Source organism: Lutispora thermophila DSM 19022, assembly GCF_900142105.1.
Lineage (GTDB): Bacteria > Bacillota > Clostridia > Lutisporales > Lutisporaceae > Lutispora > Lutispora thermophila.
Genome location: NZ_FQZS01000015.1, coordinates 64,474 through 90,668, shown reverse-complemented (window position 1 = coordinate 90,668; position 26,195 = coordinate 64,474). Strand labels below are relative to the sequence as shown.

Annotated in this window: 26 protein-coding genes and 5 tRNA genes; all 31 read right to left on the bottom strand. The window is 37.7% G+C overall.

Annotated features, from left to right (window positions below):
- Nucleotides 1-67 precede the first annotated feature (67 nt).
- The gene (locus BUB48_RS11650; protein ID WP_073026416.1) at nt 68-1,282 is read right to left on the bottom strand and encodes a sodium ion-translocating decarboxylase subunit beta; all 1,215 of its coding nucleotides are present in this window, start codon (nt 1,280-1,282) and stop codon (nt 68-70) included.
- A gap of 30 nt (nt 1,283-1,312) precedes the next feature.
- Entirely contained in the window at nt 1,313-1,714 is a 402-nt protein-coding gene (locus BUB48_RS11645; RefSeq protein ID WP_073026415.1) for a biotin/lipoyl-containing protein, read from the bottom strand.
- 13 nt (nt 1,715-1,727) lie between these two features.
- Nucleotides 1,728-2,087: an OadG family protein gene (locus BUB48_RS11640; RefSeq protein WP_073026414.1), complete on the bottom strand. Its 360-nt coding sequence runs from the start codon at nt 2,085-2,087 to the stop codon at nt 1,728-1,730.
- Nucleotides 2,088-2,102: 15 nt separating this feature from the next.
- On the bottom strand, nt 2,103-3,650 hold the full coding sequence (mmdA, locus tag BUB48_RS11635) for a methylmalonyl-CoA decarboxylase subunit alpha (protein ID WP_073026413.1): 1,548 nt from the start codon (nt 3,648-3,650) through the stop codon (nt 2,103-2,105).
- 11 nt (nt 3,651-3,661) lie between these two features.
- Nucleotides 3,662-4,066, bottom strand: coding sequence for a methylmalonyl-CoA epimerase (mce, locus tag BUB48_RS11630; protein ID WP_073026412.1), 405 nt, complete (start codon nt 4,064-4,066; stop codon nt 3,662-3,664).
- Nucleotides 4,067-5,014 (bottom strand): methylmalonyl Co-A mutase-associated GTPase MeaB, encoded by a 948-nt coding sequence (gene meaB / locus BUB48_RS11625; protein WP_073026411.1) that lies wholly within the window; start codon nt 5,012-5,014, stop codon nt 4,067-4,069.
- A gap of 11 nt (nt 5,015-5,025) precedes the next feature.
- Nucleotides 5,026-5,424 (bottom strand): cobalamin B12-binding domain-containing protein, encoded by a 399-nt coding sequence (locus BUB48_RS11620; RefSeq protein ID WP_073026410.1) that lies wholly within the window; start codon nt 5,422-5,424, stop codon nt 5,026-5,028.
- 13 nt (nt 5,425-5,437) lie between these two features.
- Entirely contained in the window at nt 5,438-7,117 is a 1,680-nt protein-coding gene (locus BUB48_RS11615; RefSeq protein ID WP_073026409.1) for an acyl-CoA mutase large subunit family protein, read from the bottom strand.
- A gap of 336 nt (nt 7,118-7,453) precedes the next feature.
- Complete coding sequence (locus tag BUB48_RS11605) at nt 7,454-9,121, bottom strand: formate--tetrahydrofolate ligase (RefSeq protein ID WP_073026407.1); 1,668 nt, start codon at nt 9,119-9,121, stop codon at nt 7,454-7,456.
- A 60-nt stretch (nt 9,122-9,181) separates the two neighbouring features.
- Entirely contained in the window at nt 9,182-10,990 is a 1,809-nt protein-coding gene (gene ftsH / locus BUB48_RS11600; protein ID WP_073026406.1) for an ATP-dependent zinc metalloprotease FtsH, read from the bottom strand.
- A gap of 70 nt (nt 10,991-11,060) precedes the next feature.
- Nucleotides 11,061-11,597: a hypoxanthine phosphoribosyltransferase gene (gene hpt, locus BUB48_RS11595; protein ID WP_073026405.1), complete on the bottom strand. Its 537-nt coding sequence runs from the start codon at nt 11,595-11,597 to the stop codon at nt 11,061-11,063.
- A complete protein-coding gene (tilS, locus tag BUB48_RS11590; protein WP_073026404.1) occupies nt 11,597-12,991 on the bottom strand; it encodes a tRNA lysidine(34) synthetase TilS in 1,395 nt (464 codons plus the stop codon). The genes hpt and tilS overlap by 1 nt, the downstream gene beginning before the upstream one ends.
- Nucleotides 12,992-13,008: 17 nt before the next feature.
- Nucleotides 13,009-13,884, bottom strand: a complete 876-nt coding sequence (locus BUB48_RS11585; protein ID WP_073026403.1) for a protein kinase domain-containing protein — start codon at nt 13,882-13,884, stop codon at nt 13,009-13,011.
- Nucleotides 13,877-14,587: a vWA domain-containing protein gene (locus BUB48_RS11580; protein ID WP_073026402.1), complete on the bottom strand. Its 711-nt coding sequence runs from the start codon at nt 14,585-14,587 to the stop codon at nt 13,877-13,879. The genes BUB48_RS11585 and BUB48_RS11580 overlap by 8 nt, the downstream gene beginning before the upstream one ends.
- A 55-nt stretch (nt 14,588-14,642) precedes the next feature.
- Entirely contained in the window at nt 14,643-17,003 is a 2,361-nt protein-coding gene (spoIIE, locus tag BUB48_RS11575) for a stage II sporulation protein E (RefSeq protein WP_073026401.1), read from the bottom strand.
- Between the two features lie 314 nt (nt 17,004-17,317).
- Nucleotides 17,318-17,393 (bottom strand) — tRNA-Thr (locus tag BUB48_RS11570).
- Nucleotides 17,394-17,404: 11 nt separating this feature from the next.
- Nucleotides 17,405-17,479 (bottom strand) — tRNA-Glu (locus BUB48_RS11565).
- Nucleotides 17,480-17,501: 22 nt separating this feature from the next.
- Nucleotides 17,502-17,578, bottom strand: a tRNA-Met gene (locus BUB48_RS11560).
- A gap of 21 nt (nt 17,579-17,599) precedes the next feature.
- Nucleotides 17,600-17,675: transfer RNA gene (locus BUB48_RS11555), tRNA-Met, on the bottom strand.
- Nucleotides 17,676-17,683: 8 nt separating this feature from the next.
- Nucleotides 17,684-17,772, bottom strand: a tRNA-Leu gene (locus BUB48_RS11550).
- A 93-nt stretch (nt 17,773-17,865) separates the two neighbouring features.
- Complete coding sequence (locus tag BUB48_RS11545; RefSeq protein WP_073026400.1) at nt 17,866-18,783, bottom strand: Ppx/GppA phosphatase family protein; 918 nt, start codon at nt 18,781-18,783, stop codon at nt 17,866-17,868.
- Nucleotides 18,784-18,895: 112 nt separating this feature from the next.
- Nucleotides 18,896-19,321, bottom strand: coding sequence for a S1 domain-containing RNA-binding protein (locus BUB48_RS11540; protein ID WP_073026399.1), 426 nt, complete (start codon nt 19,319-19,321; stop codon nt 18,896-18,898).
- Between the two features lie 78 nt (nt 19,322-19,399).
- Nucleotides 19,400-19,714, bottom strand: coding sequence for an FtsB family cell division protein (locus tag BUB48_RS11535; RefSeq protein ID WP_073026398.1), 315 nt, complete (start codon nt 19,712-19,714; stop codon nt 19,400-19,402).
- Nucleotides 19,715-19,742: 28 nt separating this feature from the next.
- Nucleotides 19,743-20,267 (bottom strand): spore cortex biosynthesis protein YabQ, encoded by a 525-nt coding sequence (gene yabQ / locus BUB48_RS11530; RefSeq protein WP_073026397.1) that lies wholly within the window; start codon nt 20,265-20,267, stop codon nt 19,743-19,745.
- Nucleotides 20,268-20,296: 29 nt separating this feature from the next.
- Complete coding sequence (gene yabP, locus BUB48_RS11525; RefSeq protein WP_084524549.1) at nt 20,297-20,584, bottom strand: sporulation protein YabP; 288 nt, start codon at nt 20,582-20,584, stop codon at nt 20,297-20,299.
- Nucleotides 20,585-20,654: 70 nt separating this feature from the next.
- On the bottom strand, nt 20,655-20,900 hold the full coding sequence (locus tag BUB48_RS11520) for an RNA-binding S4 domain-containing protein (RefSeq protein WP_073026396.1): 246 nt from the start codon (nt 20,898-20,900) through the stop codon (nt 20,655-20,657).
- Nucleotides 20,901-20,968: 68 nt separating this feature from the next.
- Nucleotides 20,969-21,244, bottom strand: coding sequence for an HU family DNA-binding protein (locus BUB48_RS11515; protein WP_073026395.1), 276 nt, complete (start codon nt 21,242-21,244; stop codon nt 20,969-20,971).
- Between the two features lie 80 nt (nt 21,245-21,324).
- Nucleotides 21,325-22,803 carry a bifunctional methyltransferase/pyrophosphohydrolase YabN gene (gene yabN, locus BUB48_RS11510; protein WP_073026394.1) on the bottom strand — a complete coding sequence of 493 codons (1,479 nt, stop codon included), beginning with the start codon at nt 22,801-22,803 and terminating at the stop codon, nt 21,325-21,327.
- 24 nt (nt 22,804-22,827) lie between these two features.
- Nucleotides 22,828-24,429 (bottom strand): putative polysaccharide biosynthesis protein, encoded by a 1,602-nt coding sequence (locus BUB48_RS11505; RefSeq protein ID WP_073026393.1) that lies wholly within the window; start codon nt 24,427-24,429, stop codon nt 22,828-22,830.
- Between the two features lie 137 nt (nt 24,430-24,566).
- Entirely contained in the window at nt 24,567-25,124 is a 558-nt protein-coding gene (spoVT, locus tag BUB48_RS11500) for a stage V sporulation protein T (RefSeq protein ID WP_073026392.1), read from the bottom strand.
- A 105-nt stretch (nt 25,125-25,229) separates the two neighbouring features.
- The gene (locus BUB48_RS11495; protein WP_073026391.1) at nt 25,230-26,195 is read right to left on the bottom strand and encodes a peptidylprolyl isomerase; all 966 of its coding nucleotides are present in this window, start codon (nt 26,193-26,195) and stop codon (nt 25,230-25,232) included.

The window sequence follows — 26,195 nt, the reverse complement described above, 5'->3', positions numbered from 1 at the left end:
TTTTAATAATTCAGTTAGAGAAAACAAAATACAGGCATCCCTGCCTGTATTTTGCTCTATATTGATTTTAGAAATTGCACATTGAGAGAAGAACACCTGCTGCAACAGCAGATCCGATAACTCCTGCAACATTAGGTCCCATAGCATGCATCAAAAGGAAGTTTGAAGGATTTGCTTCCTGACCAACCTTCTGAGATACTCTGGCTGCCATAGGAACTGCAGAAACACCTGCTGAACCTATAAGCGGATTTACCTTTCCGCCAGTCATTTTGCACATTATCTTTCCAAATAGAACTCCTCCTGCTGTACCCATTGAGAAAGCTGCAAGACCAAGAGCAATTATAGCCAATGTCTTAGGTGATAAGAATACCTCACCTTTGGCAGTTGCTCCTACTGTAGTACCCAAGAAGATAACAATTATGTTCATCAGTTCTCCTGAAGCAGTTTTCATCAACCTATTGAGCCCACTCTGGATTGTAGCTGCTTCTCTCAACAAATTACCTAGCATAAGCATACCCACAAGAGATGCTGCTGAAGGAAGAACCAATGATACTACTGTGGTAACCATTATTGGGAAAACTATTCTTTCTAGCTTGGATACAGGTCTTAACTGCTCCATGACTATTTCTCTTTCTTCCTTTGTAGTCAAAGCCCTCATTATCGGAGGTTGAATCAAAGGTACCAAAGCCATATATGAATAAGCTGCTACTGCAATGGGTCCCAATAGATGGGGTGCAAGTTTGGCAGTAAGATATATTGCAGTAGGTCCATCTGCTCCACCTATTATACCGATAGATGCTGCTTCAGGAATAGTAAATGTTATACCAGGTATAAAGTTAAGCAATAATGCTCCTATAAAAGTTGTAAATATTCCTAACTGAGCTGCTGCTCCGAGTAATATACTCCTGGGATTCGCAATAAGAGGACCGAAGTCTGTCATGGCACCTACACCTAAGAATATAAGTGGAGGATATATACCTAGCTTAACTCCTCTGTATAGCCAGTACAACAGTCCGCCTGCATCTACCAATTGGTGTACATGTTGCCCAGTTACTGGATCTACTACTATCTCATATACAGGTTCTGCATTCAATCCAGCCATAGGCAAGTTTGCTAAAAGCATACCAAAGGCTATGGGCAATAGCAACAAAGGCTCAAAACCTTTCTTCACGGCAAGATATATGAGAACAAAGGATATACATATCATTACTCCTTCTTGCCATGTCATAGAAGTAAAGCCCATGGTCCCGCAAAAATCAATTAAAGATTGAGTCAAAGACATTTAAATTCCCCCATTCGAAGTTCCATATGCCTATTCAAGCACAATCAGAACCTGTCCTGTATTTACAGAATCTCCTGCATTTACTGCTATGGAAGCTACTTTTCCATCTCCGCTTGCCATAATTTCATTTTCCATCTTCATTGCTTCAAGTATGCACAATACCTGTCCCTTTTTAACTGTATCACCAACTTTAACATTAACAGAAAGAATTGTTCCAGGCATTGGTGCTGTAATTGTATTTGCTCCTGCAGGTACTAAAGCAGGTGCTGCTGCTTTTGAAGCTGCCTTTGGTGCTGCCGCAGGTGCTGCCTTTGGAGCTGGAGCTGCTTTTGGTGCGGGGGCTGCTACTGGTGTTGCAGCAACTCCGTCTCTTATTTCTTCTACTTCAACTTCGTAGCTGTTTCCATTAACATTTATTAAAAACTTTCTCATTTATTATTCCTCCCTATAATCTGTTATACATTTGTTCTTGTCTTCCAGCTTTAGCCCATACTGGAGTATTTCCTTCTACTCTATTGATAGTTTTTATTACCAGATTACTGCTGCTTCCCATACAAGCAGCCAAAGCTGCACTTATTACTGCAATCAACTCCCCAGCATCTTCTTCAGGGACATTGACTACTTCTACAGGTTCTTCAGACTTTTCTATCTTAACAACCTCAGCTTTTTTCTCGCCCTTACCCTTATTTGATAACAACTTTAATGCATCAAGCATAAATGACAAGCCGATCAATACAAGGAATACTATACCCATACCTACCAGGGTAACTATGAGTCCATAAGTAAGTTGCTGTACCTCGCTCATTGTTTTCCCCCTCTTCTATACAGGCAAATTGCCATGTTTTTTCGCAGGTCTTGTTTCCCTCTTGCTCTCTAACATTTCAAAGGCGGAAATCAGTCTCTGTCTTGTAGTAGCAGGTTCTATTACATCATCCACATATCCTCTGCTGGCTGCAATATATGGATTTGCAAATTTATCTCTATATTCTTGAATTTTCTCTTGTCTTGCTGCTGCTGGATTATCAGCTGCTTCAATATCTTTCTTGAATATAATGTTTGCAGCACCGTCTGGACCCATTACGGCGATTTCTGCGGAAGGCCATGCAAAAACCTGATCTGCACCTAAATCTTTGCTGCACATTGCAAGATATGCTCCACCATAAGCCTTTCTTACGATTAAAGTAACTTTTGGCACTGTGGCTTCACTATATGCATAGAGCATCTTTGCTCCGTGTCTTATAATTCCGCCATATTCCTGAGTGGTACCTGGCAAGAATCCTGGTACATCAACTAAGTTCAATATTGGTATATTGAAAGCATCACATGTTCTTATAAATCTTCCAGCCTTATCAGATGCATTTATATCAAGACATCCTGCTAAAACCTTAGGCTGATTTGCTATGATACCCACAGACTTACCGTTAAGTCTTGCAAACCCTGTTATTATGTTCATTGCATAGTAAGGCTGAACTTCCATGAAGTCTCCGTTATCAACTATTGTAGTTATTATTTCTTTCATATCATAAGCTTTGTTAGAATTATCCGGAACTATTTCATTTAACTTATCTTCTATTCTGTTCAGATCGTCTTCGCATTCAAACACAGGTGCGCTTTCCATGTTGTTTGATGGCAAGAAGCTAAGAAGTCTCTTTATCTCTTCTATGCATTGCTTTTCATCGGGACTTATAAAATGAGCAACACCGCTCACTTTATTATGAGTCATTGCTCCACCTAGGTCTTCTGCAGTAACTTCTTCTCCTGTAACAGCCTTTATAACCTGTGGTCCGGTTATAAACATCTGGCTGGTCTTATCAACCATGAATATGAAGTCTGTAAGAGCTGGAGAATAAACTGCTCCACCGGCACAAGGTCCCATTATTACTGATATCTGTGGTATAACACCTGAAGCTATTGTATTTCTGTAGAATATGCTGCCATAACCGGACAATGCATCTACGCCTTCCTGGATTCTTGCTCCGCCGGAATCGTTCATTCCTACTAAGGGAGCTCCTATTTTTAGTGCCATATCCATAACCTTGCATATCTTCTTAGCGTGCATTTCTCCTAAAGAACCGCCAACAACTGTAAAGTCTTGAGCGAATGCATAAACCAGTCTTCCGTCAACTGTACCATAACCTGTCACAACTCCTTCTCCCGGAGCATCTACATCCTGCATGCCAAATTCTGTGCAGCGATGCTTTACGAAAGCGTCAATTTCAACAAAGCTTCCCTCGTCAAATAATAGGTTTAATCTTTCTCTGGCGGTTAACTTTCCTGACTCATGCTGCTTCTGTATTCTCTTTTCTCCACCGCCTTGCATTATGGCTTCTCTTTTTTTATTAAGTTCCTGAATCCTGTCCATTGACATTTTACCACTCCCTATCCTTTTCTCTCACATAACTCCACCAATAGTCCATTAGTGCTCTTTGGATGTAAGAAGGCAATCCTTGCACCACCAGCCCCATATCTTGGCTTTTCGTCAATGAGTTGTATGCCTAGTCTTCTCATTTCTTCCAGAGCTTCTTCTATGTTTTCAACTCTAAAAGCTACGTGCTGTACACCCTGACCTTTCTTTTCTATAAACTTAGCTATAGGGCTATCAGGTGTAGTAGCTTCTAATAATTCTATTTCTGTATCCCCAATGGGCAAAAATGCAACTTTTACTTTTTGCTCTTCAACGGTTTCTATACCATGAAGCTTTAGTCCCAATATTTCCTCATAAAACTTTACTGATTCTTCCAAGTTATTTACAGCAACACCTATATGATCTACTTTTGTTACCATTTATTTTCCCTCCTCTTTATTTAATACATTTGCTAATTCTACAGCAGCGTTAAACGGATCTAACTGCTTGTTAAATACCTTTGATATGAGTTCAGACAAATACTCAGTATTCTTTTGAAGCCTCATCACTCTGTCTAGTAAATTTTGCTTGAATATTTCCAAAATTTCGGTTTCAATAGCCTTTTCTCTTCTTTTGTCAAAATTGCCCGATGATACCATATATTTATAATGGCTCTCAAGGGCTTCCCAAAGCTCATCGATTCCTTTGTTATCCTTAGCTATTATATTTTTCACTGGAGGTCTGTATTCTGTCATACCGTTGAGATCAAGCATGAGCTCTATTTCCGTTGCGGTTTTCTCTGCTCCTTCTCTATCGGATTTATTAATTGCGAACACATCCCCTATCTCCATTATTCCCGCCTTAATGGCCTGAATATCATCTCCAAGTCCTGGAACCATCACCATTAATACTGTATCTGCCACTTTGACTATATCTATCTCCGATTGTCCAACTCCAACTGTTTCTACAAAGATATAGTCACATCCAAAAATGTCCATGACCTTTATTGCCCCATGTACAGACTTTGAGAGCCCTCCTAAGGCTCCTCTCGTTCCCATGCTCCTAATGAAGACTCCCTCGTCTGTATTCAGATCTGACATTCTGATCCTATCGCCCAGAATAGCTCCACCGCTGAAAGGACTTGTAGGATCAACAGCGATTATGGCAACTCTTTTGCCTTGTTTTCTTACCAGTTTTGCAAGCTTATCCGTAACAGTGCTTTTGCCTGCACCTGGAGGGCCTGTAACTCCTATTATTCTGGCTTTGCCTGTCTTATGATAGTTCTCCTTGATTATTTCTATGGCTTCCGGATCTCCGTTTTCTATCATGGTGATCAGGCGGGCGGCAGCTCTTTTGCTGCCACTTAATAAGCCTGCCCTAATATCCATTTGAATCACCCTTAATCTCTCTTTATGTTGTTTCTAATGAAATCTATAGTAACGCTTGTTGGAGTTCCTGGAGTAAATATCTCTGCTATTCCTGCCTCTTTAAGACCGGGTATATCTTCTTCAGGTATTACTCCTCCGCCTATAATCAATATATCTTCTCCACCTTTTTCCCTTACAAGCTTAACAACCTTGGGGAAAAGATGATTGTGTGCTCCTGACAATATGCTCATTGCTACACAATCTACATCCTCCTGTATTGCAGCTTCTGCTATCTGCTCAGGAGTCTGTCTAAGACCGGTATATATAACCTCCATACCTGCATCTCTCATGGCTCTGGCCACAACCTTTGCTCCTCTATCATGACCGTCAAGGCCGGGTTTTGCAACTAAGACTCTAATTGGTCTATTCATCTCATTTACCTCCTTACAGAATAACAGATTGCTGGTATTCGCCGAACACTTCTCTTAAAACACCGCATATCTCGCCTAATGTTGCATATTGTTTAACAGCTGTTAATATATATGGCATAAGGTTTTCATCGGTTCCTGCAGCTCTCTTGAGTTCTGCCAGACTTTCTTCTACCTTTGCATTATCTCTTTCATCTCTTAGAGCTTTTAATTTTTCCTTCTGCATCTCTCCTACCGCAGGATCAACTCTCAATAATCCCTTTGGAGCAGATTCTTGGATTTGGAATTTGTTCATTCCAACTACTATTCTTTCTCCACTTTCAACTTCTTTCTGATATCTATATGCACTATCCTGAATCTCCTGTTGGATGAATCCCTTTTCTATAGCTTTTGCAGCTCCTCCAAGTTCATCTATCTTAGCAATGTACTCAGCAGCTCTCTTTTCTATTTCATTGGTCATGCTTTCAACATAGTATGAACCAGCCAATGGATCTATTGTATCAGCTACACCGCTTTCATAAGCCACAATCTGCTGTGTTCTCAAAGCGATTCTTACTGAATCTTCTGTCGGAAGTGCCAAAGCTTCATCTCTGGAGTTTGTATGCAATGATTGAGTTCCGCCTAATACTGCTGCAAGGGTTTGGATTGCAACTCTCACTATGTTGTTGTCAGGCTGTTGTGCTGTGAGAGTCGAACCGCCTGTCTGAGTATGGAATCTCAACATCATTGATTTAGGATCTTTTGCATGGAATCTTTCTTTCATAATCTTCGCCCATAATCTTCTTGCTGCTCTGAACTTAGCAACTTCCTCCAACAAATCATTATGTGCGTTAAAGAAGAAAGATAATCTAGGAGCGAACTGATCTACATCAAGACCTGCTTTTATAGCAGCCTCAACATAAGCTATACCGTCTGCCAAAGTGAATGCAACTTCCTGAACTGCTGTTGAACCTGCTTCTCTGATGTGATAGCCGCTGATTGATATGGTATTCCATTTTGGAACATTCTTTGCGCAGTATTCAAATATATTAGTGATGAGTCTCATTGAAGGTTCTGTAGGGAATATATATGTACCCCTTGCAATGTACTCCTTCAATATATCATTTTGGATCGTTCCTGAAAGTTTATCAGGTGTTACACCTTGTTTCTCTGCAACAGCTATATACATAGCCAACAATACTGCAGCAGGTGCGTTTATAGTCATTGAAGTACTAACCTTATCTAGAGGTATTCCGTCAAACAGTATTTCCATGTCCTTTAATGAATCGATGGCAACACCAACTTTGCCAACTTCTCCTTCAGCCAATGGATGATCTGAATCATATCCAATCTGAGTTGGAAGGTCGAATGCAACGCTCAAACCGGTTTGTCCCTGCTCTAGCAAGTATTTGTACCTTTTGTTTGATTCTTCTGCAGTTGCAAATCCAGCATACTGCCTCATGGTCCACAACTTTCCTCTATACATGGTAGGCTGTACACCTCTTGTATAGGGAAACTCTCCGGGATAGGACAAATCTTCATTGTAATCCAAATCGGCTATATCCTCCGGAGTATATAGTCTCTTAACTTCATAGCCTGAGGTGCTCATAAACTTTTCTTTTCTTTCAGGTCCCTTTGCTAAAGTTTTAGCAATCTTATTGTTTTCCCAATTCTCTCTTGCTGCTTTTACAGCATCAAGCTTTTCTTTGTTATACATGCTTTGCCTCCCTATATAAAAAATTTTTTACTAAATACAGATAAATACAAATTAGCTTCGTAAATATTATACAAATATTTCTTGAGGTTTCAACAAATTTTATAAACCTTATTGAAATATTTGAATGATATCTTTCATTTTTGCTTATTTTTTGCAAGTTTTCCTTCTTGAAATATATTATCATATTTCTCAACCAAAGGGTACTATAAAATTTGTTTAATTTTTAACAATATCCCATGTATTTTTAATTTTTCTCATTTTCTCATTTTATTGTGTATATTATGCATCATGAAAAAAATAAAAAGGTTTCTATTAGAAACCTTTTTATTTCTTTAATTAGAAAAGTCCCGTTATAACACCATTTTCATCAATATCGATTTTCTCTGCAGCGGGAACTTTAGGCAATCCAGGCATAACCATTATATCACCTGTTAATGCAACTATAAAGCCAGCTCCTGCAGATACGCGAACTTCCTTAACTGTTATATCGAAGCCCTCAGGTCTTCCAATAAGTTCAGGATTATCTGACAAGGAATACTGTGTTTTAGCCATACATATAGGATACTTATCCAATCCCAAATCTTCAAGACGTTTGATTTCTTTCTCTGCTTTCGCTGTATATACTACACCTTTTGCACCATAAATTTCTTTTGCAATTTTTCCTATTTTTTCTTTGATGCTTTCATTTACATCATACATGAACTTGAAATTGCTTTCTTTTTCACAAGCTTCTATAACCTTAGCTGCTAATTCTTCTCCGCCTTCTCCGCCTTTTTCCCATACTTCACAGAGAGAAGCTTCTACACCTTCCATTCTGCATAACTCTAAAAGCCTTGCTATTTCTGCATCTGTATCAGTAACAAACCTATTTATGGCAACAATTGCAGGTACACCGAATTTCTTTATATTCTCTATATGCTTCCTGAGATTATCAAAACCTTTCTCCATTGCTGGCACATTCTCTGTTGCTAATTCTGTTTTCTTAACTCCGCCATGCATCTTCAAAGCTCTTATAGTCGCTACTATAACTACTGCTGAAGGAGAAATACCTGCATATCTGCATTTAATATCCATGAACTTTTCTGCGCCTAAATCTGCTCCGAAACCTGCTTCTGTAACAAGATAATCCACCAGCTTTAAGCCTAGTTTTGTAGCCATTATGCTATTGCAACCATGGGCAATATTTGCAAAAGGACCTCCATGTATAAATGCAGGTGTGTTCTCTAAAGTCTGTACTAAATTAGGCTTTATGGCATCCTTCAAGAGGAGAGCCATGGCACCATGAACTTTTAAATCCCCTGCTGTTACTGGTTTATCATCATAATTGTATCCTATTATTATCCTAGAAAGTCTTTCTTTAAGATCCTTTAGGTCAGTTGCCAAACATAGTATTGCCATTATCTCAGATGCTACCGTTATCATAAATCCATCTTGTCTGACAAATCCGTTAGCCTTTCCGCCCAAGCCTACCACAACTTCTCTAAGAGCTCTGTCATTCATATCCATAACTCTTTTCCATACTATTTGTCTCATATCTATACCCAAAGAATTACCTTGAGTAATGTGATTATCTATAGCCGCTGACAGTAAATTGTTAGCAGCTGTTATGGCATGCATATCTCCAGTAAAATGCAGGTTTATATCTTCCATAGGCACTACTTGAGCGTATCCGCCACCGGCAGCCCCTCCTTTTACTCCGAATACCGGCCCCAATGAAGGCTCTCTCAAAGCTATGGCTGATTTCTTGCCCAATCTCGCTAATGCCTGGCCTAGTCCCACTGTTGTTGTAGATTTTCCTTCTCCTGCAGGGGTTGGGTTAATAGCTGTGACCAAAACCAATTTGCCTTCCTTTTTATCCTTAAGCCTATCCCAGATGCTTAGATCAATCTTCGCCTTGTATTTGCCGTATAACTCCACCTCATCTTCATTAATACCTACATCTTTGGCTATTTCCATAATAGGTTTCATCTTGGCTTCTTGAGCTATTTGAATGTCTGTTTTCATACCGTGTATGTACCTCCATTCTTTAAATTATATTAATTAAGGAATGGTAAAAACCATTCCTTATGCATTTGCAAATACTTCTTCAAATTCATCCTTATCAAGCTTTTCCTTTTCCAAAAGAGCATTGGCAACCCCATGTAGTTTGTTTATATTGTCCCTTAGCAGCTTTTCTGCTTTTGCATAAGCATTTTCAATAATTGCTCTTATCTCTTTATCGATGCTGGCGGCAATTTCCTCGCTGTAATTTCTGCTTCTTGCCAAATCTCTTCCGATAAACACTTCATCATGATCTGTACCAAAAGTCATTGGGCCTAACTTCTCACTCATGCCGTATTCAGTCACCATCTTTCTTGCGATGGTAGTTGCTCTTTCAAGATCATTCTTTGCTCCGGTGCTTATATCATCCAATACCACTTTTTCAGCTACTCTTCCACCTAGAAGCATAACAATTTGATTTTCCAGTTCTATCTTAGACATATAATACTTATCCTGTTCAGGTAGAGAAATTGTATAGCCACCAGCTCTCCCTCTTGGAACTATGGATACTTGATGTACCGGATCAGCGTTTGGTGTCAGTCTTTGCACTACAGCGTGACCTGCTTCATGATATGCAGTCAACCTTCTATCCTGCTCGCTTACAACTCTGCTCTTTTTCTCCGGGCCTGCTATTACTCTTATCGTAGCCTCTTCCAGTTCCTTCATCTCTATTTTTCTTTTACCTCTTCTGGCTGTCAGAAGAGCCGCTTCATTCATCAGATTTTCCAAATCAGCAGGTGTAAAACCAGGTGTACCCTTAGCCAAATCCTTCAAGCTTATATCTTCAGCTAATGGTTTGTTTCTTGCATGAATCTTCAATATTTCTTCCCTTGCCTTTACATCAGGTATGCCTACAGTAATCTGCCTGTCGAATCTTCCTGGCCTCAACAGTGCAGGATCAAGTATATCCGGCCTATTTGTAGCAGCAATGATTATTATTCCTTCATTTACATTGAATCCGTCCATCTCTACCAGCAACTGATTCAATGTTTGCTCTCTTTCGTCATGACCTCCGCCTAAACCTGCTCCTCTCTGCCTTCCTACAGCATCTATTTCATCAATGAATATAATGCAGGGTGAATTCTTCTTGGCTTGCTCAAACAAATCTCTAACTCTTGAAGCACCTACGCCTACAAACATTTCTACAAAATCAGAACCGCTTATGCTGAAGAAAGGAACTCCTGCTTCTCCTGCAACGGCTTTTGCTAGATAAGTCTTTCCTGTACCTGGAGGGCCAACTAGTAAAACGCCTTTTGGGATTCTAGCTCCCAATTCTATAAATCTTCTTGGCTGTTTCAAGAAGTCTACAATCTCACCTAGCTCTTCCTTCTCTTCCTCCGCACCAGCCACATCAGCGAAGGTAACTCTTTTCTTATCATCTGTCATAAGCCTTGCACGGCTCTTTCCAAAGGACATTACCCTGCTTCCCCCACCTTGGGCTTGCTGAGAAAATATGATGAAGAATACAATTATCAACACAATCAAAGCAGCAGAAGGTAAAAATGAAAGCCACACGGAAGTTTGTTGAGGTTTCTCATATACTATATTAAGGGTACCCCTTTCAGCATAATCCTGAGCCAATTCATTAAATTGCTCTGTAGGAACGGTAACCTCAAATCCTCTTCCATCGCTGAGCTTTCCATCAATTATGGATAAACCGCCTGCTTCGGTTACATACACTTCTCTTATTCTTTTATTCTCTATTTCTGATATAAATTGGGTATAAGACAGCTTAGTCTTTCCTTCTCCAGTATTGCTAAATATCTGGGCAAAGAAAATGATTATAACAAAAATCAGCACATAGAAGCTTATACCTCTTAAAAACTTTCTCAAAAATTACCCTCCTTTAAACCAAGTTACCCCGAAACATTATAATTTTATCATAGGTAACCATAAATTACAATTAAGAATATACTTCAGGCTTCAAAATGCAAACGAAGGGCAAGTTCCTATAGACTTCTGCATAATCCAACCCATAACCAACCACAAACTCGTCTGGTATATGAAAACCTACATACTCCAAATCAACTTCTACCTTTCTCCTGTCGGGTTTTTCCAGAAGGGTACATATTTTAACACTGTTGGCATTTCTCGATTTCAAATAATCTACCAGATAGTTCAATGTCAGCCCTGTATCTACTATATCCTCCACAATCAAAACATCCTTGCCTGCAATGTCTTTCTCCAGATCTTTTATAATCCTTACAACCCCTGAGGATTTTGTGGATGAACCGTAACTTGATACTACCATAAAATCCATAGTTAACGGCAAATCTATTTCTCTTATGAGATCAGACAAGAATATTACACAGCCCTTGAGAATACCTACAATCATTAAATCTTTATCCTTATAATCTCTGGTAATCATCTGCCCCAATTCTTTTACTTTAGCTTCCAATTCTTCCTTGCTAATAAGCACCTTTAGTATATCGTTTTTCACTATAGATCCCCCTTAATTACATTAATGATTATTGCTTCTTTAGTCTCTTTAGTTATCTTATACTTTTCACTTAACCTTCTGCCCAGAATCCAGACAATTTCTTTTCCATCAGCAATGAGTAATATTTTATCCCTTTCTTCCCTAGGTATTTTCTCATCGATAAAATATTCCTTCAATTTTTTTGAGCCCTTAAGTCCTATAGGAGAAAACACATCCCCGTCAGACCTGTTTCGCAACACCAATTTATCTTTCACTTTGCCCTTATCAATATAAACCTTATATTTGTCTTTTTCAATATCTGCAATTTTAGACGCTTCTATTGTCCTAAGTCTCACAGTTAAGTCAAAAGATTGGGCAATATTATCCTTATCATATTCTAGTTCCAAATAATACTTATAATTCTCAGGCTTTGTGTTAATACTTAATACCAGATTGTTGTAGGATATGTAAGCCTTTATGTTCTGTGGCAATATGACAGCGGCACCTGTACCCTTATTCAGCAAATCCACCACGCTCTCTATGTTTTTATATTCAATACCTCTAAGGCTGCCAGTAAGCTTTTCTATACCAATTCTTATAACCCTTCTTAAAAGAGCAGGATGAATATCATGCATTTTATTAATATTATATTTTATACTATTTCCATCCACAATTGCAACGTCTAATAGCTTTTTTTCTGCTTCTTCATTGAGAAAGTCATTTTCTATGGCGACTATATCAGAAAACCTTTGAAGGGTACTCATTATATTGCTATTGAAATTCTTCTCTATATATGGTATCAACTCTAACCTCACTTTATTTCTGCCATATATAGGCTGAAGATTTGTCTTATCGATTCGTGGATTAAGACCTTTTTCACTGCAATAAGCTTCGATTTCATCTCTTCTAACATTTATAAGGGGTCTGATTATTTCTCCCCTTTTTGCTTCAATTCCCTTCAACCCTTCAATACCGCTACCCCTGAACAGATTCATCAGTACAGTTTCCGCATTATCATTCATATTATGAGCTATGGCAATCTTATTTGCGCCTACCTTTTTCGCAACTTCATAAAAGAGCTTATATCTTATTTCCCTTCCCGCTTCTTCCGAAGATAATCCTTTTTTCTTAGCATAGGCAGGAACATCGAAAACTTGTACAAAAACATCTATGCCCCATTCCTCACACTTTTCCCTAACATATAAGGCATCTTCATCAGCTTCTTTCCCCCTAAACTGATGATTCAAATGAGCAGCAAAAATTTTAAGACCCCAGGTTTCCCTAAGCTCCATAAGGACATGAAGAAGACACATGGAGTCGGGACCTCCTGAAAGGCCTACTACTACACCATCCCCGTAATCCAACATATTGTATTTTTTTATGGTCTCCTCCACAACCTGAGGTAAATCTCTCATTTCACATCTGCTCCTTGCTAATTCAAATGGCGGATTTTAATAAGCACAGCAACCAATAGGAACAACAATGATGCAATAATTGCATCCAAAGCTATGTTAAGTCTGCATGTCTTTTTCTTCTCATTCAAATCAATATCCTTAAGTTTTTCAAGAAATACGTGGCAGCTCTTTATTTGCCCTTTTAGGGCTTTGCAAATCAAATTCGAAAGACTTTTTGGTACATTATTCTTTTCCAATGTCTTTAAAACTGATGATATACTGCCTATACCCACTAGGGATACCGAGTCCGCTAAAAGAGTCATAAGAAGAATAGCTGCGCTGAATACTTGATAGGTCAAATCTGCAACCCTGGGCCCCAACCCCCAGGAGCATCTGTCATATAACGGAGTATATTCTTTTATGTTTTCTCCAATGGGTACCAGGCTGCCGAAATCCACAAGTCTTATGACCATATTATTGTAATCCACCATTATATTCTCATGCTTAATATCAGAGTATATCAAGCCCGTCTCATTAATATCCTCAATAATTCTCAGTATAATCATAAAGATACGAATTTTCAACTCCAAGGGCATATGCTTTTTCATTGCTTCCGCCAAATTATATCCTTTAATATATTCCATTACAAAAAAATGATATGTTTCTCCATTACATTGCCAATCATCCAGTTCGTAAACAATAGGAGCAAAACCCTTACCTTTATATTTTTTAATGGTATCATATTCTCTTGTAATGCTCAACATGGATTTGCTCAACTTAAGAGCAACCAGACCCCTTTTCTCATGGGTAGCAAGATATATTTCTCCAATGCCTCCTTTTCCAAGGAGTTTTAATATTCTATATTCATTTTTGTACCATTTTCCTTTTACTGTATCGAACTTCCTGTTATACATAACGCAATGAGGCAGGAGCATCATATTCAAATATTAGATTCATGGCTGCTTCAATGGCAGGACCAGTAGGGGTTCCTCCTCTTGCTCTCAACAGATTCAGGCCTTCTTTAAGTACATCCGTATCTGTAGTAAAATCACAAGCTGTATTTATGTAGTTTCCATTTTCCCCCGGATAAGAAATTAGAGCCAGCTTGGTAACACCTTTTCTGTTCTTCAATGCCTCCATTAAATCAATGATGCATTTTTTTGCCGTATCTAGCTTGTTTGCCATGCTCTTGCTGGTATCCAACAGGATTACATATAGCAAATCCACCCTATCTCCGTAATTTTCAATGAACTCCACAATCTTCATCCTTGATTGAGGTTCCATATTTGTTATATCCTTCCCAATTATGCTTTTCAATTGCTTGCTAACAATACATTCCAAAGTATGGTTTACGGTTTTCTGAGTCATCACTTGAAGAGTCATACCTAAATCCTGAATATAGCAGTAATCGGCTAATCCTCCTCCTGCCTTTGTTATGGCTTCCACTTCCATTATATCTTCCTCACCCTTGCATTCATTGTCTATTATGCCTATTGCACTGACAGTAATACCTGCAGCTTTTGCTTTAGCCGCTGCTTCCACAGGATTTATTCCTATGTTTGACTTTCCATCGGTAATAATGATCATTTGTTTAATTATTCCTGTTTCCTTTTCCATAAAAAAACCTCCTTTTTTGTATTTATTGCCAAATAAGGAGGTTCATATTCAATAATTAAGCTGATTTCCAAATCTTTGCCACCAATACGGTCATATCATCAGGAGTCTGTCCTTTTGACTTCTCCAGGCATTTTTCCATAATGATGTCAGCCATTTTTTTCGGATTCCTCGTGTCAATGTTATATATCATATCCTCAAGCCATTTTTCCTTATCCAAATCCTTTTCGTTTGCTTCCAGCACCCCATCGGTAATCATAACAACAAAATCACCGTCTCCGATTTTCCTCCTGTTAAACTCCACATCTATCTTATCAAGTATGCCTGCTGGAAGGGAGCTGTTTCTTATAACATCCACCCTATCCTTGTACTTAATAAATGTAGATACTGCACCAACCTTTAAAAATTCAACATCTCCCGTATACTGGTTTATTATGGTCATATCAACAGTAGCATAGTTATCATCATCAGATTTTATCAGAAGTAAAGAGTTTACAGCTTCTAATGCTGTATTTTGATCATAACCGGCAGCAAGAAATTTCTCAATAAGGCTTACCGCCATTCCACTTTCCATGGCTGCCCTGGGACCACTTCCCATTCCGTCGCTTAAAATCATATAGAACTTTCCGTCTTTTAATTCCAACAGTGAATAATTGTCTCCTGATACAGAAGATGTCTGCTTCTGCTTCCTTGCAATGCCTGTGACAATAGAAAATTTATGAACTTCCCTCAACTTCAGCAAGCATCCATCTCTTCCAGTAACACAGCAAGATGCATCAGCTTTGATAAAGTGCTTCCCTGTAATCTTTCTTATTTCAGGAATAATTTTGCTTACGCACTCTCTTTTACCTCCGCAATTCCTAAATCTCATATCTATCTCAATGCTGTCCTTGCCTTTCACAGCTGATACATGATCAAGATGTATACCAATCTTATCCATTGTCACCATGATTTCTTCCTCTAAATTTTTGTCAAATTCAATGTTCACATTGAATTTATTGGCCAATCCTCCTATGAGCTTTGCAGTCTCCTGCAACTGATGACTAAGTGCATATCTGCCACTATCAATTTTTTTCTTCCAGGTAAGTGTATATCTATAAATATCATAATGATACTTAAGCCTGTCCCATATCTTTTCCGGAAAGAGACATTTATCTACTATTCTATGCCTTCTGTCATCCTCATTGAAATCTCCCCTTTCTATCTTAGACAGGGCTGAGAACATCTTTTGATATGTACCGTAGAACTCCTGCTTCCAGCAACTGCTATACATCCCACATTTACAACATGTATCTCTTACTACTTTTTCCATTATTTCAGCCGCATCTAACTGGGAGAAGTATTCCTTGCTGCCCAATCCAACGTTCATGGACATAGCCAGTTCTTTGAACACATCTGATATTTCCTGAAGCCTCTCTACAGTAAAATCTTTAAGTCTGTAAGCTTCCCCAATTTTTGTTGACTCAGTTTCAATTCTCCATTTATTCAGCAAAATATTTTTTACTTTCTTTTCAGGTATAAACATAAAGATAATTGAAGCTGCCAATATCTCTTCTATTTTTATCAAAACTTCCGTTGAACCGTTTATATAAAAGGTCATGACAGAATTTCCAATAATGAACCCCAATATGGTCATGATACGACCATAAGATTTGAAAGCAGATGACAACAGCCCACAAATGCCATATACTCCTATGGCAGAAGGATATATATCTCCCGATAAAGATTGAAGCATACCAAATACTATGCCCGCTGCTGCTCCAGTACCTATATTACCCATAAACGATGCCAGCAGTATTAAAACTATAGATACTATGTTCTTAATGGACAACTGCCAGATATACACAGACGCACCTAAAAAGGACGATATTATCAACAGTAAAATGGAAACAATTTCCTCAGAGGATATCTTATTTCTTCTCTTTATGCAAGCAATCAAATCCAGAGCCTTATCATATATATTTATCAAAGCACAAAGCATTACAGATTCAATTATCATCATAAACATATCATAGAGATAGTAATATTTAAAATAAAAAATGAAAATTCCTGTAATCAGGTTTGCCAACGGAGCAAATATGCTAAAAAATACTCGATTATTAAGCCTTGTCCTACTTATAATCAAATATGCAAATAGCATCAAGGATACTAATATCATATTCTTCAACAGCAGTTCGGGAGTTTTAATACTAAAAGAACCAGCGATAATGCTAAATCCTATTATATAAGGATTTAGCTTGCTTATCATTGCTGCACATAATAATGCGATGGAAAAAGGATTAAGGTATTCCAATATAACTATCCTTCCCATAGAAAAACCAATTAAAGCTGCAGTAACACTCACTATTAATCCACTGTATTGATTCATAAGTTTTACTTTAGGTATCGCCTTCTTACCTATAGCAATTAAGTCTGCCACTATGCCCACCACCCATTACTTGCTTAAATTGTGATTGTAACCCTTATATTACCAAAAGTTGTCCGAAATATTTGTCAAGATGGGTTTAGCAGATCAAAGATATTTACGACATATGAAACAAGAAAATGACATCTAATGGTAAAAGCATAATTAATAAGACAATAGTTTACAGCTTTAATGGAATACTATTGGAAACATGTTGCATAAAAAGACGATAAAATATTTATTGATCTAAAGGTGATATGGAATAGACTAAAGCATGTACCTGATATGCAAATAAAAAACACAGCAATTAATTGCAGTGTTTTTGAAAATGGAGCTGGTGAACGGAATCGAACCGCCAACCTGCTGATTACAAGTCAGCTGCTCTGCCTATTGAGCTACACCAGCATATTATATAATGGTGACCCATGGGGGAATCGAACCCCCGTTGCCGCCGTGAGAGGGCGGCGTCTTGACCGCTTGACCAATGGGCCACTAACATTATTCAAAAATTAATGGTAGCGGCGATCGGATTTGAACCAATGACCGTTCGGGTATGAACCGAATGCTCTAGCCAACTGAGCTACGCCGCCATTTATATATTATATTGAAATTGGTTGCGGGGGAGGGATTTGAACCCACGACCTCCGGGTTATGAGCCCGACGAGCTACCAGCTGCTCTACCCCGCGATAACTATTGGTGCCGGAGACCGGAATCGAACCGGTACGGTCTTTTGGGACCGCAGGATTTTAAGTCCTGTGCGTCTGCCAGTTCCGCCACTCCGGCTAACTGTTAGGTAAATACCTCACAGCGACAAATATAATTATATATGTTTTATACTAAATCGTCAATAACAATTTTATGAAATATTAAAAATCCCTAAAAAATTTCTCCATATTTCATAATTGCGCCCTCCAGGTTATCATTTTCACTTATAATAACCTGACTCGCATCCAAATTATTTAATATATGTTTAATTATAAAAATTCCGGCAGGAATAATGTCTGCTCTTTCTTTTTGCAATCCATCCACATTATATCGTTCTTTAACCGACATGGATCTTAAGGACTCAAAAATTTCATTTAAGAAAGATTTTGCCAATATAGTATTGTGTATCTTCTGCCAATCATATACCTTAGCTTTATGGAAAATAGAAGCTGCAGTAGTGGCTGTTCCTCCAATTGCTACTATTTTGTCTATTTTTTGGCCCTTTAAGTCGTTTAACGTGTCATGAAATAATTCTTCCAGACATTTCTCCAGATTTTCAATATCTGAATCTCCAATCGGGTTGGATTTTATATATCTTTCTGTCATTCTAACAGCACCTGCATTGATGCTTTTGGAATAAATAATTTTGTCTCCCAATCCCAAAACCAGTTCAGTGCTGCCTCCTCCTACATCTATAACCAGCAAATTATCTCCTTCAAAACCATAAGACGCTCCCAACATGCCTATAGCCGCTTCTTCTTCCCCATCTAATACCATTATATCAAGCCCGGTTTCATTTTTTACCCTTTCAAGAAAAAAATCCTTATTGGAAGCATCTCTTATAGCACTGGTTGCAAATATAATAATCTTTTCTGCCCCATATTCTTCTGCTCTTTTTTTGAAATATTTAATGGCTTCTATATTTCTATCCATGGCTTTCTCTGTCAACGTCCCTGTGTTGCTCATATCTTTGCCTATTCTTGTAGTAATTATTTCCTTGCTCTTTGCCAGGAACCTTCTATTTGCCACTTGACATAGCATCAATCTAATAGAATTGGTTCCCAAATCTATTGCAGCTATTTTATTCATATGAATCTCCCTTTATATATTGTATTCCTTTGTGATATTAGATCATTCATCTAAAAACATAATTCTCAAAAACAATACTGTCAGTAGCCACTGACAGTATTTTATATTCTTATTATCTCTGAGCGAAATCTCCTTTGCGGCTATAACCACCATTCCTCTTTGATTCTCTATTTTTCATGAATTCCTGAAGCTTCTCCTCGCTCTCCTTCATAAACCTTGAAAGTCTATCCTCAAAGCTGCCGCTTTGTGATTTCTTAAACTCTTGTTGCCAATCTATTTCAACAGGTCTCGTAGATTTCTTAACTTCTTGAGCCTGCTTAATAGACAGATTTATTCTACCATCCTTATCGATATTCAATATCTTTACTTTTACTTCCTGCTTCTCTTTCAGATAGCTGTTGATATCTTTTATATAAGTATCAGCGATCTCTGAAATATGGACCAATCCGGTTTTTCCCCCTGATAGTTGGACAAAAGCCCCAAACTTTGTAATATTAGCAACGACTCCGTCAACTATCTTACCTTCCTCTATAGGCATACTGAAAAAATTCCTCCTTTAATTTGCATTGGGTGATAATTTAATTAAAACTTGAAGCAACTCACAACAATACTATAATTAATTACCCCCCTCTTGCAAATTAACATCAGACAGGGATTGGTCAACATATACCTTTTCGTCTGCCTTCACTAATCCAAGCTGTTCTCGAGCCATCTTCTCAATATATTCCTTGGAAGATGTATCCTTAAGCATTTCCTGAAGTCTTTCATTTTCTTTCTTTGCCATTTCAATCTTATCAGTGATTTGCTGCTGGGATTTCTTAAGCTTGTATATGGTGACCTGTTGGCTACCAATGGTAAAGATAGCATATATCATAAAAATAAATACAAAAAAATTAGTCCATATTATTTTCTTTTTTCTTTTATTTTTCATAATGCGTATCCTCCCATGATAAAAACCATCATGCATCCTGTTTGTGCTTTTCCCTTTTAATTATCAGTTTATAATATTTCCTCGCATCTCTCAATAGTTTTTTGGGCAATGTAGCTTTTTTCTTAGCATTTGTTAATTTTTTACTAAAAAAATCTTTAATAATATAAAAAGGGCGAACAAAAAAATACCATATGAATCTTAGAGGAATGACTATTAATCTGCTCCCCCTCTTAACCATCCCTCTCATAGTCTCCAACAAGTATGAGAAAAAAGCCACTGCAATTCTGCTTATTATCTTTTCATACAAAAAAAATCCTACCATAAAACCAATGAACACATAAACCCTTAAATCTCCGTAATTGCTTGAGAATATTGCCCATACTGCAATGAGAAGCGTCAGTAAAAGAAACAATATGTCCCAAAGAGACGTTATCAAACCTTTTGATCTATGTACGCCTTTGACAGCCCTATATATATCATAGATCAATCCTATGATAATGCCCCCATATACAGTAATGGAAAAAACAAAAATTTGAAATTGCAGTGTCTCCATAGGACAACCTCCATTGATACACTAATGGATTATTTAAATAGATTTTTTAGGAAACCTTTCTCGTTCTTATAAGCTGTCTTTGATTCATAGACCATAGAATGCACTAATCCTTTTATCATTACATTTCCATTATCTATATCAAGACTGCTTATGCTTAGTCCTTCACCTTTTATAACCAATTCTCCCATCTGTGTACCAACGATAACAGTATTTTCATTGAAGCTATCTACATCAATGACTCCTGTTATATAAAGCTTTTCCCTTCCTTCGAGAGTAATATTATGAGGTTTCAACTTAATATCTCTCATATCATCCATGATACTAGCCTCCCACACATAAATAAATTGCCTTATTCATTTATATGCGGTTTTGGCTATTATATGAATGTTATGATTCAATTATCCTATACATTTCCTTTGCTTCATCTTTGGCAGCCTTCTCATTTACATTTAGAACTTCCGCCTTTATTTTTCTATCTCCATAAGCTATTTCAATTATATCGCCAATCTTCACTTCCGCTCCGGGTTTTGATATTTTTCCATTGAGATATATTTTTTCACCCTCACAGGCTTCCTTGGCAACAGTTCTTCTCTTTATAAGCCTTGATACCTTAAGAAATTTATCCAGTCTCATACAATAGCCTCCTCTAGAAAAAAATCAGGTCATAGACCTGATTTTTACTCTGAATATGTATGTCGTAATTATTTGTTAACAGAATCTTTAAGATCCTTGCCTGGTTTAAATACTGGAGCCTTTGAAGCTGGAATCTTTATTTCTTCCTTTGTTCTTGGATTTCTTCCGATTCTTGCTGCTCTTTCTTTAACTTCAAATGTTCCAAAACCAACTAACTGTACCTTGTCGCCTTTCTCTAGTGCTTCTTGTACAGTATCCATAAATGCTTTCAGAGCTTTTTCAGTATCCTTTTTTGTCAATTCACATTTTTCAGCCATGCTGGCAATAAGTTCAGCCTTATTCATTATATTTTCCCTCCTAATATTTGTTCATAAGTACTATATGCATATTCTCTATTTTTGCCAAAATTCCTTCTTTTTTATCATTAGTTTTCATCATTTTTATTAAATTTATGTGTTTTAGCCTTATTCCATAGCAAATCCATCTCTTCCAATGTCATTTTTTCCAATTTACTTCCTTGTGCCATGGCAATTTCCTCAATATAACCAAATCTGGAAATGAACTTTTCTATGGTTTTCACTAAAGCAAAATCAGGCTGGATTTTAAGAAATCTTGCCACATTAACCACTGCAAAGAGCAAATCACCAATTTCTTCTTCTATTTTTTCATTTTCAGCAGTTTTATATACCTCTTTTAATTCTAAAACTTCTTCATCAACCTTTGCTATTGCTCCACTCACATCAGGCCAATCAAATCCGACCAAAGCTGCTTTCTCCTGAACCTTATAACTTCTCATCAAAGGGGACATAGATTTTGGAATAACCTTCAAAGCTTCTGTATATGTATCCATTTTTTTCTCGTCCCTCTTCGAAGCTTCCCAACTCTTCAAGGCACCGCTTTCATCATTTGCCTCTACATCACCAAATACATGGGGATGTCTTGAAACCAACTTATTAATCAGACTTGTTATTACATCATTTATATGAAATTCACCATCTTCTCTTCCAATCTGGCAGTGAAAGACTACTTGCAAGAGCACATCTCCCAACTCTTCTACCAGTTGGTCCACATCACCACTTTCTATGGCATCTATAACTTCATAGCACTCCTCAAGAAGATACGGTTTCAGGCTTTCATGAGTTTGTTTCCTATCCCATGGGCAGCCATTTTCTCCTCTGAGAATTTCCATCAAGTCTACCAGGTCATCTAAGTTTTTGAATCTTTTATCCTCAGGAGCAGGAGGAATATATACGCTTGTAAGATAGTCCACCCATTCTATTGAATTTAATTTATATAGCGGAATCCATTCCACTTTTTCCTGATTTTCGACGCCTGCTGCTCTAATTATACATACTTCTTGATCATCATTATAATAGTCCATTAGCATCAATTTTACCTCAGAAGCTACCAGTTTGCTATAAACTTGTGTGATTATATTGGCGCAATTGGTATCCGGTTTTTGCTTATCCATTCTTAATCCATCAATTATCTTTAACCCCGAAGAAATATCCACCTTCAATGCAGTAGTTACTGCATCTATGAAGCTCATAGCTGCCTCTATCTCAACTTCAACCTTTCCCTTAGCCTTATCCAGTATAAGCTGAACACTTCTTTCGGCAGTAAAGGGATGCCCTGGCACAGCAAAAACCACATTCTTGCCCTCCATGGCCCTTTTTATAACTTTTTCACTTATGATCTCGTATACTTCTTCAAAAGTATCTGCAGAATCATAGATATCATCACAATCATCAAATTTTATTCCCATGGCAGAGATTTTATCCACTATAGGATGCTTTCTAGTCCTAAAAATCAATTCCTCTGCATTTTTTATCATATTCTCTGCTTTTATTGTCAGGCTGTCATAATCTCCAGGCCCTAAGCCTATTATTGTAATCTTTCCCACAATAATCCCCTTCCTCCATAGGCGCTAGATCAGGCCCCTTTTCTTCAACATCTTAGATAGTTTTTGACCTCCGGGAGCTGAGTCCAACTCCTCCTTTGTAACTCCTTTTATTAGTATTATAACCACTCCATATACTACTACACCAATAAATATACCTAGTAAGGCCGCTATGGAATTTCTTCCGGTAAATCCATAGAACAATTTGTGACTATAATAAGCTGAAACTGTCATGACAGCTGTAGCAATTGCCGGTTTTACTGAAATAGAAATAATATTTAAGCTTTTCTTCTGATACTTCACTAAAGCCCTGTAATTCAACACAGCAGCTACAGCATACCCTAATACGGTTCCAAGAGCGGCTCCATTGATGTTTAAAACAGGCATGGAAGTAAGAACATAACTTATCACAGCCTTTGCCGAGGCACCTATAACCATATTGACAACAGGTATTCTTTCCTTCCCCATACCTTGAAGTATTCCGGTCATAGTTTGCACCAATGTAAGAAATATTACAGCCGGTGATACAAACCTCAATGCCAATCCTAAGCTTTCTGTCTCATTGGGATAAAACATCTGCATAATAGGTCCTGCCAATATGAAAAGCCCCATAGCTGCGGGCAATCCCAGCAAAAGGCTCATTTTTAATGCAAGTTTTGACTTTCTTCTTACAACTTCCAAATCTTTTCTTACCATGGATTCAGATATTGAAGGCACCAGGCTGGCTGCCAGAGATATGGTAAATACCTGCGGAACATTTACAAAGGATGTGGCTATACCTTTCAGTTGTCCAAAAAGCTTAGTGGCTGTCACTTGATTAAATCCTGCTGCTTGAAGCCTATCCATTACAATAAATGTATCCAACAGATTCATAATAGGCATTATACTGCCACCAATCATAATTGGCAATGCAAATTTAATTATTCTTCCTATTATGCTAACTACCGGCTCTGTCTTTTTTCCCTTGAACTGGTTTAGTTCAACCATAATCCTAGGTCTGTCTTTTCTATATATTATGTATAGAGTAATAAAGCTAACCAACCCACCTACTGTTGTACCAAATATGGCACCGGCGGCGGACACCATATACCCATAAGGCAGAAACAAATAAGCCAAAAGGAAACCTACCAGAACCCTGCTTAATTGCTCTGTAACTTGAGACACAGCGCTGGGTGTCATATTCTGCATACCTTGGAAGTAACCTCTAAAGGCTCCGCTGATTGATACAGTAAATATTGCCGGTGATACTGCTAAAACGGCAAAATAGGAACCTGGGTTTTTAAACGCCTGCGTAAAAGTATCTGCATTAAAGTATAGTGTTACAGATAGGATAAGTCCAATTGTGGCCAGCAATCCCATAGCCACCTTAAAAATTTTATGCGCCTCGTCTCTTCTTCCTTCTTCCAGCCTTTCTGATACCAGCTTAGATATGGCTGTAGGTATGGAATAGGAAGAAAAGGTAAGCATAAGAACATAAAGATCATAGGCTGTCTGATGATATGCCATGCCTTCAGAAGTTATGATTTGACCTAGTGGGATTCTATATATGGCTCCCAATACTTTTGAAACCAACCCTGCTATAGTAAGTATCAATGCTCCTTTTATGAAGGAATGCTTTTTGTTTTCCATATTTGACCTCCATCTTTGCTTTGCAAATACATTTTATCATATCTCTTATTTAAAATATACATTCAATTAATTTATTAGAACCCCTTATGGTACATCAAGAAAAATGATGGCAGCATATTTAAGGCTGCCATCCTACTCTATTGCTCCATTTGTTTTCCTAAGAAACTTGCTGCAGTCTCTGCAATTTTTCTCTCTAATTCACTCATCTTTACATTTGCCTCTTTGCTGAGAAGTATAACAGAACCGATTGGATCACCCTCTGCCACTATAGGTACTATGACACCGGAAGTATATTTTGATGAACCTTCTTCTTCTGCGGTTATATTTATCATCTTATTGCCATTTGTACCATCCAGCATTACGGGTACCTTGTCTTCAATAATTTTATCCAACGCTGGGCTTATCTTTTTCTCCAAAAGTTCTTTTTTAGATGTTCCAGCTACAGCAATTATTGTATCGCGGTCGCTGATACATGCAATATGGTTTAAAGAGCTATGTAGTGATTCAGCATATTCTTTTGCAAAATCACTAAGTTCACCTATTGGAGAGTATTTCTTTAAAATAACTTCTCCCTCTCGGTCTGTAAAAATCTCAAGAGGATCTCCTTCTCTTATGCGAAGGGTTCGTCTTATTTCCTTCGGTATGACGACTCTTCCTAAATCATCTATTCGCCTTACAATTCCAGTTGCTTTCAAGCTTTACCCTCCTTTTGCGATTTTTTTTTGACAAGTATGTCTGTAATTCATATTATTTTACGGAGGTTAAGCTTTTATTCACATATTTGCAAATTTAGGAATATGCTATAGATTTTCCGGAAATTTTTCTATTTTTACATTGCTCATCATTTCTTCAAGAGCTTCATCATAACTTTTGCTCTTCTTTTCTGTTATAAGGGCATTCCTCAATTCATTCTTTACATCTTCAAACTTATCAATGCTTTTTTCTTCAACCTTGATTATATGATATCCATATTCGCTTTTTACTATATCGCTTATTTCACCGGGCTTTAATGCAAAGGCTGCTTGTTCAAAAGACTCCACCATATCCCCCTGTCTGAAATATCCTAGGCTGCCACTGTTTTGCTTGGCACTAGGATCAGTAGAATATTCCTTCGCCAAAGCGTTGAAATCTTCTCCAGCTTTTACTCTCTCCAATATCTTTCGTGCCTCTTCCTCTGTATCAAGAAGTATATGGCTGGCTTTTACCTTATAAAATTCATTTATATGTCTCCCATAGTAATCTGCCAATTCTTCATCAGCGATTTCAACGTTTTTTGTTAGTTCTTCCTTCATCTTGTTTTTGACCAAATCTTTTTTCAGATTGTCTCTGAAGTATTCTTCATCAATGTTTAAACTAGTCAGAAACTCAATATATTTCTCATCGGAATTAAAGAGTTTTTTCCATTTGTCCACTTCTGCATCTATTTCTTCATCTGTCACAGTTATACCCATTTCCTGGGCCTTTTTCATCTGCACCTTGTCGCTTATCAACTGATCCAATACTTTTTCCTTTGCTAAATCTTCATATTTCTTGCCCTCATATTGCTTTTCCCATATGCTTGGATCTTGTTCTAGTTCCACTTGAGTTTTAAATATTTCAAATACCTTGTCAAACTCTGCTTTGGTAATCTCCTCACCATCAACTTTAGCCACTACCGTTGTTTCAGGATCTCCAGGTTTTACCCTCACCATTTCACATCCTGCAGCTACAAAAGTACCCAATGTCATTATCAAAATTCCTGCTATCCATACCCTTCTATAGTTCAT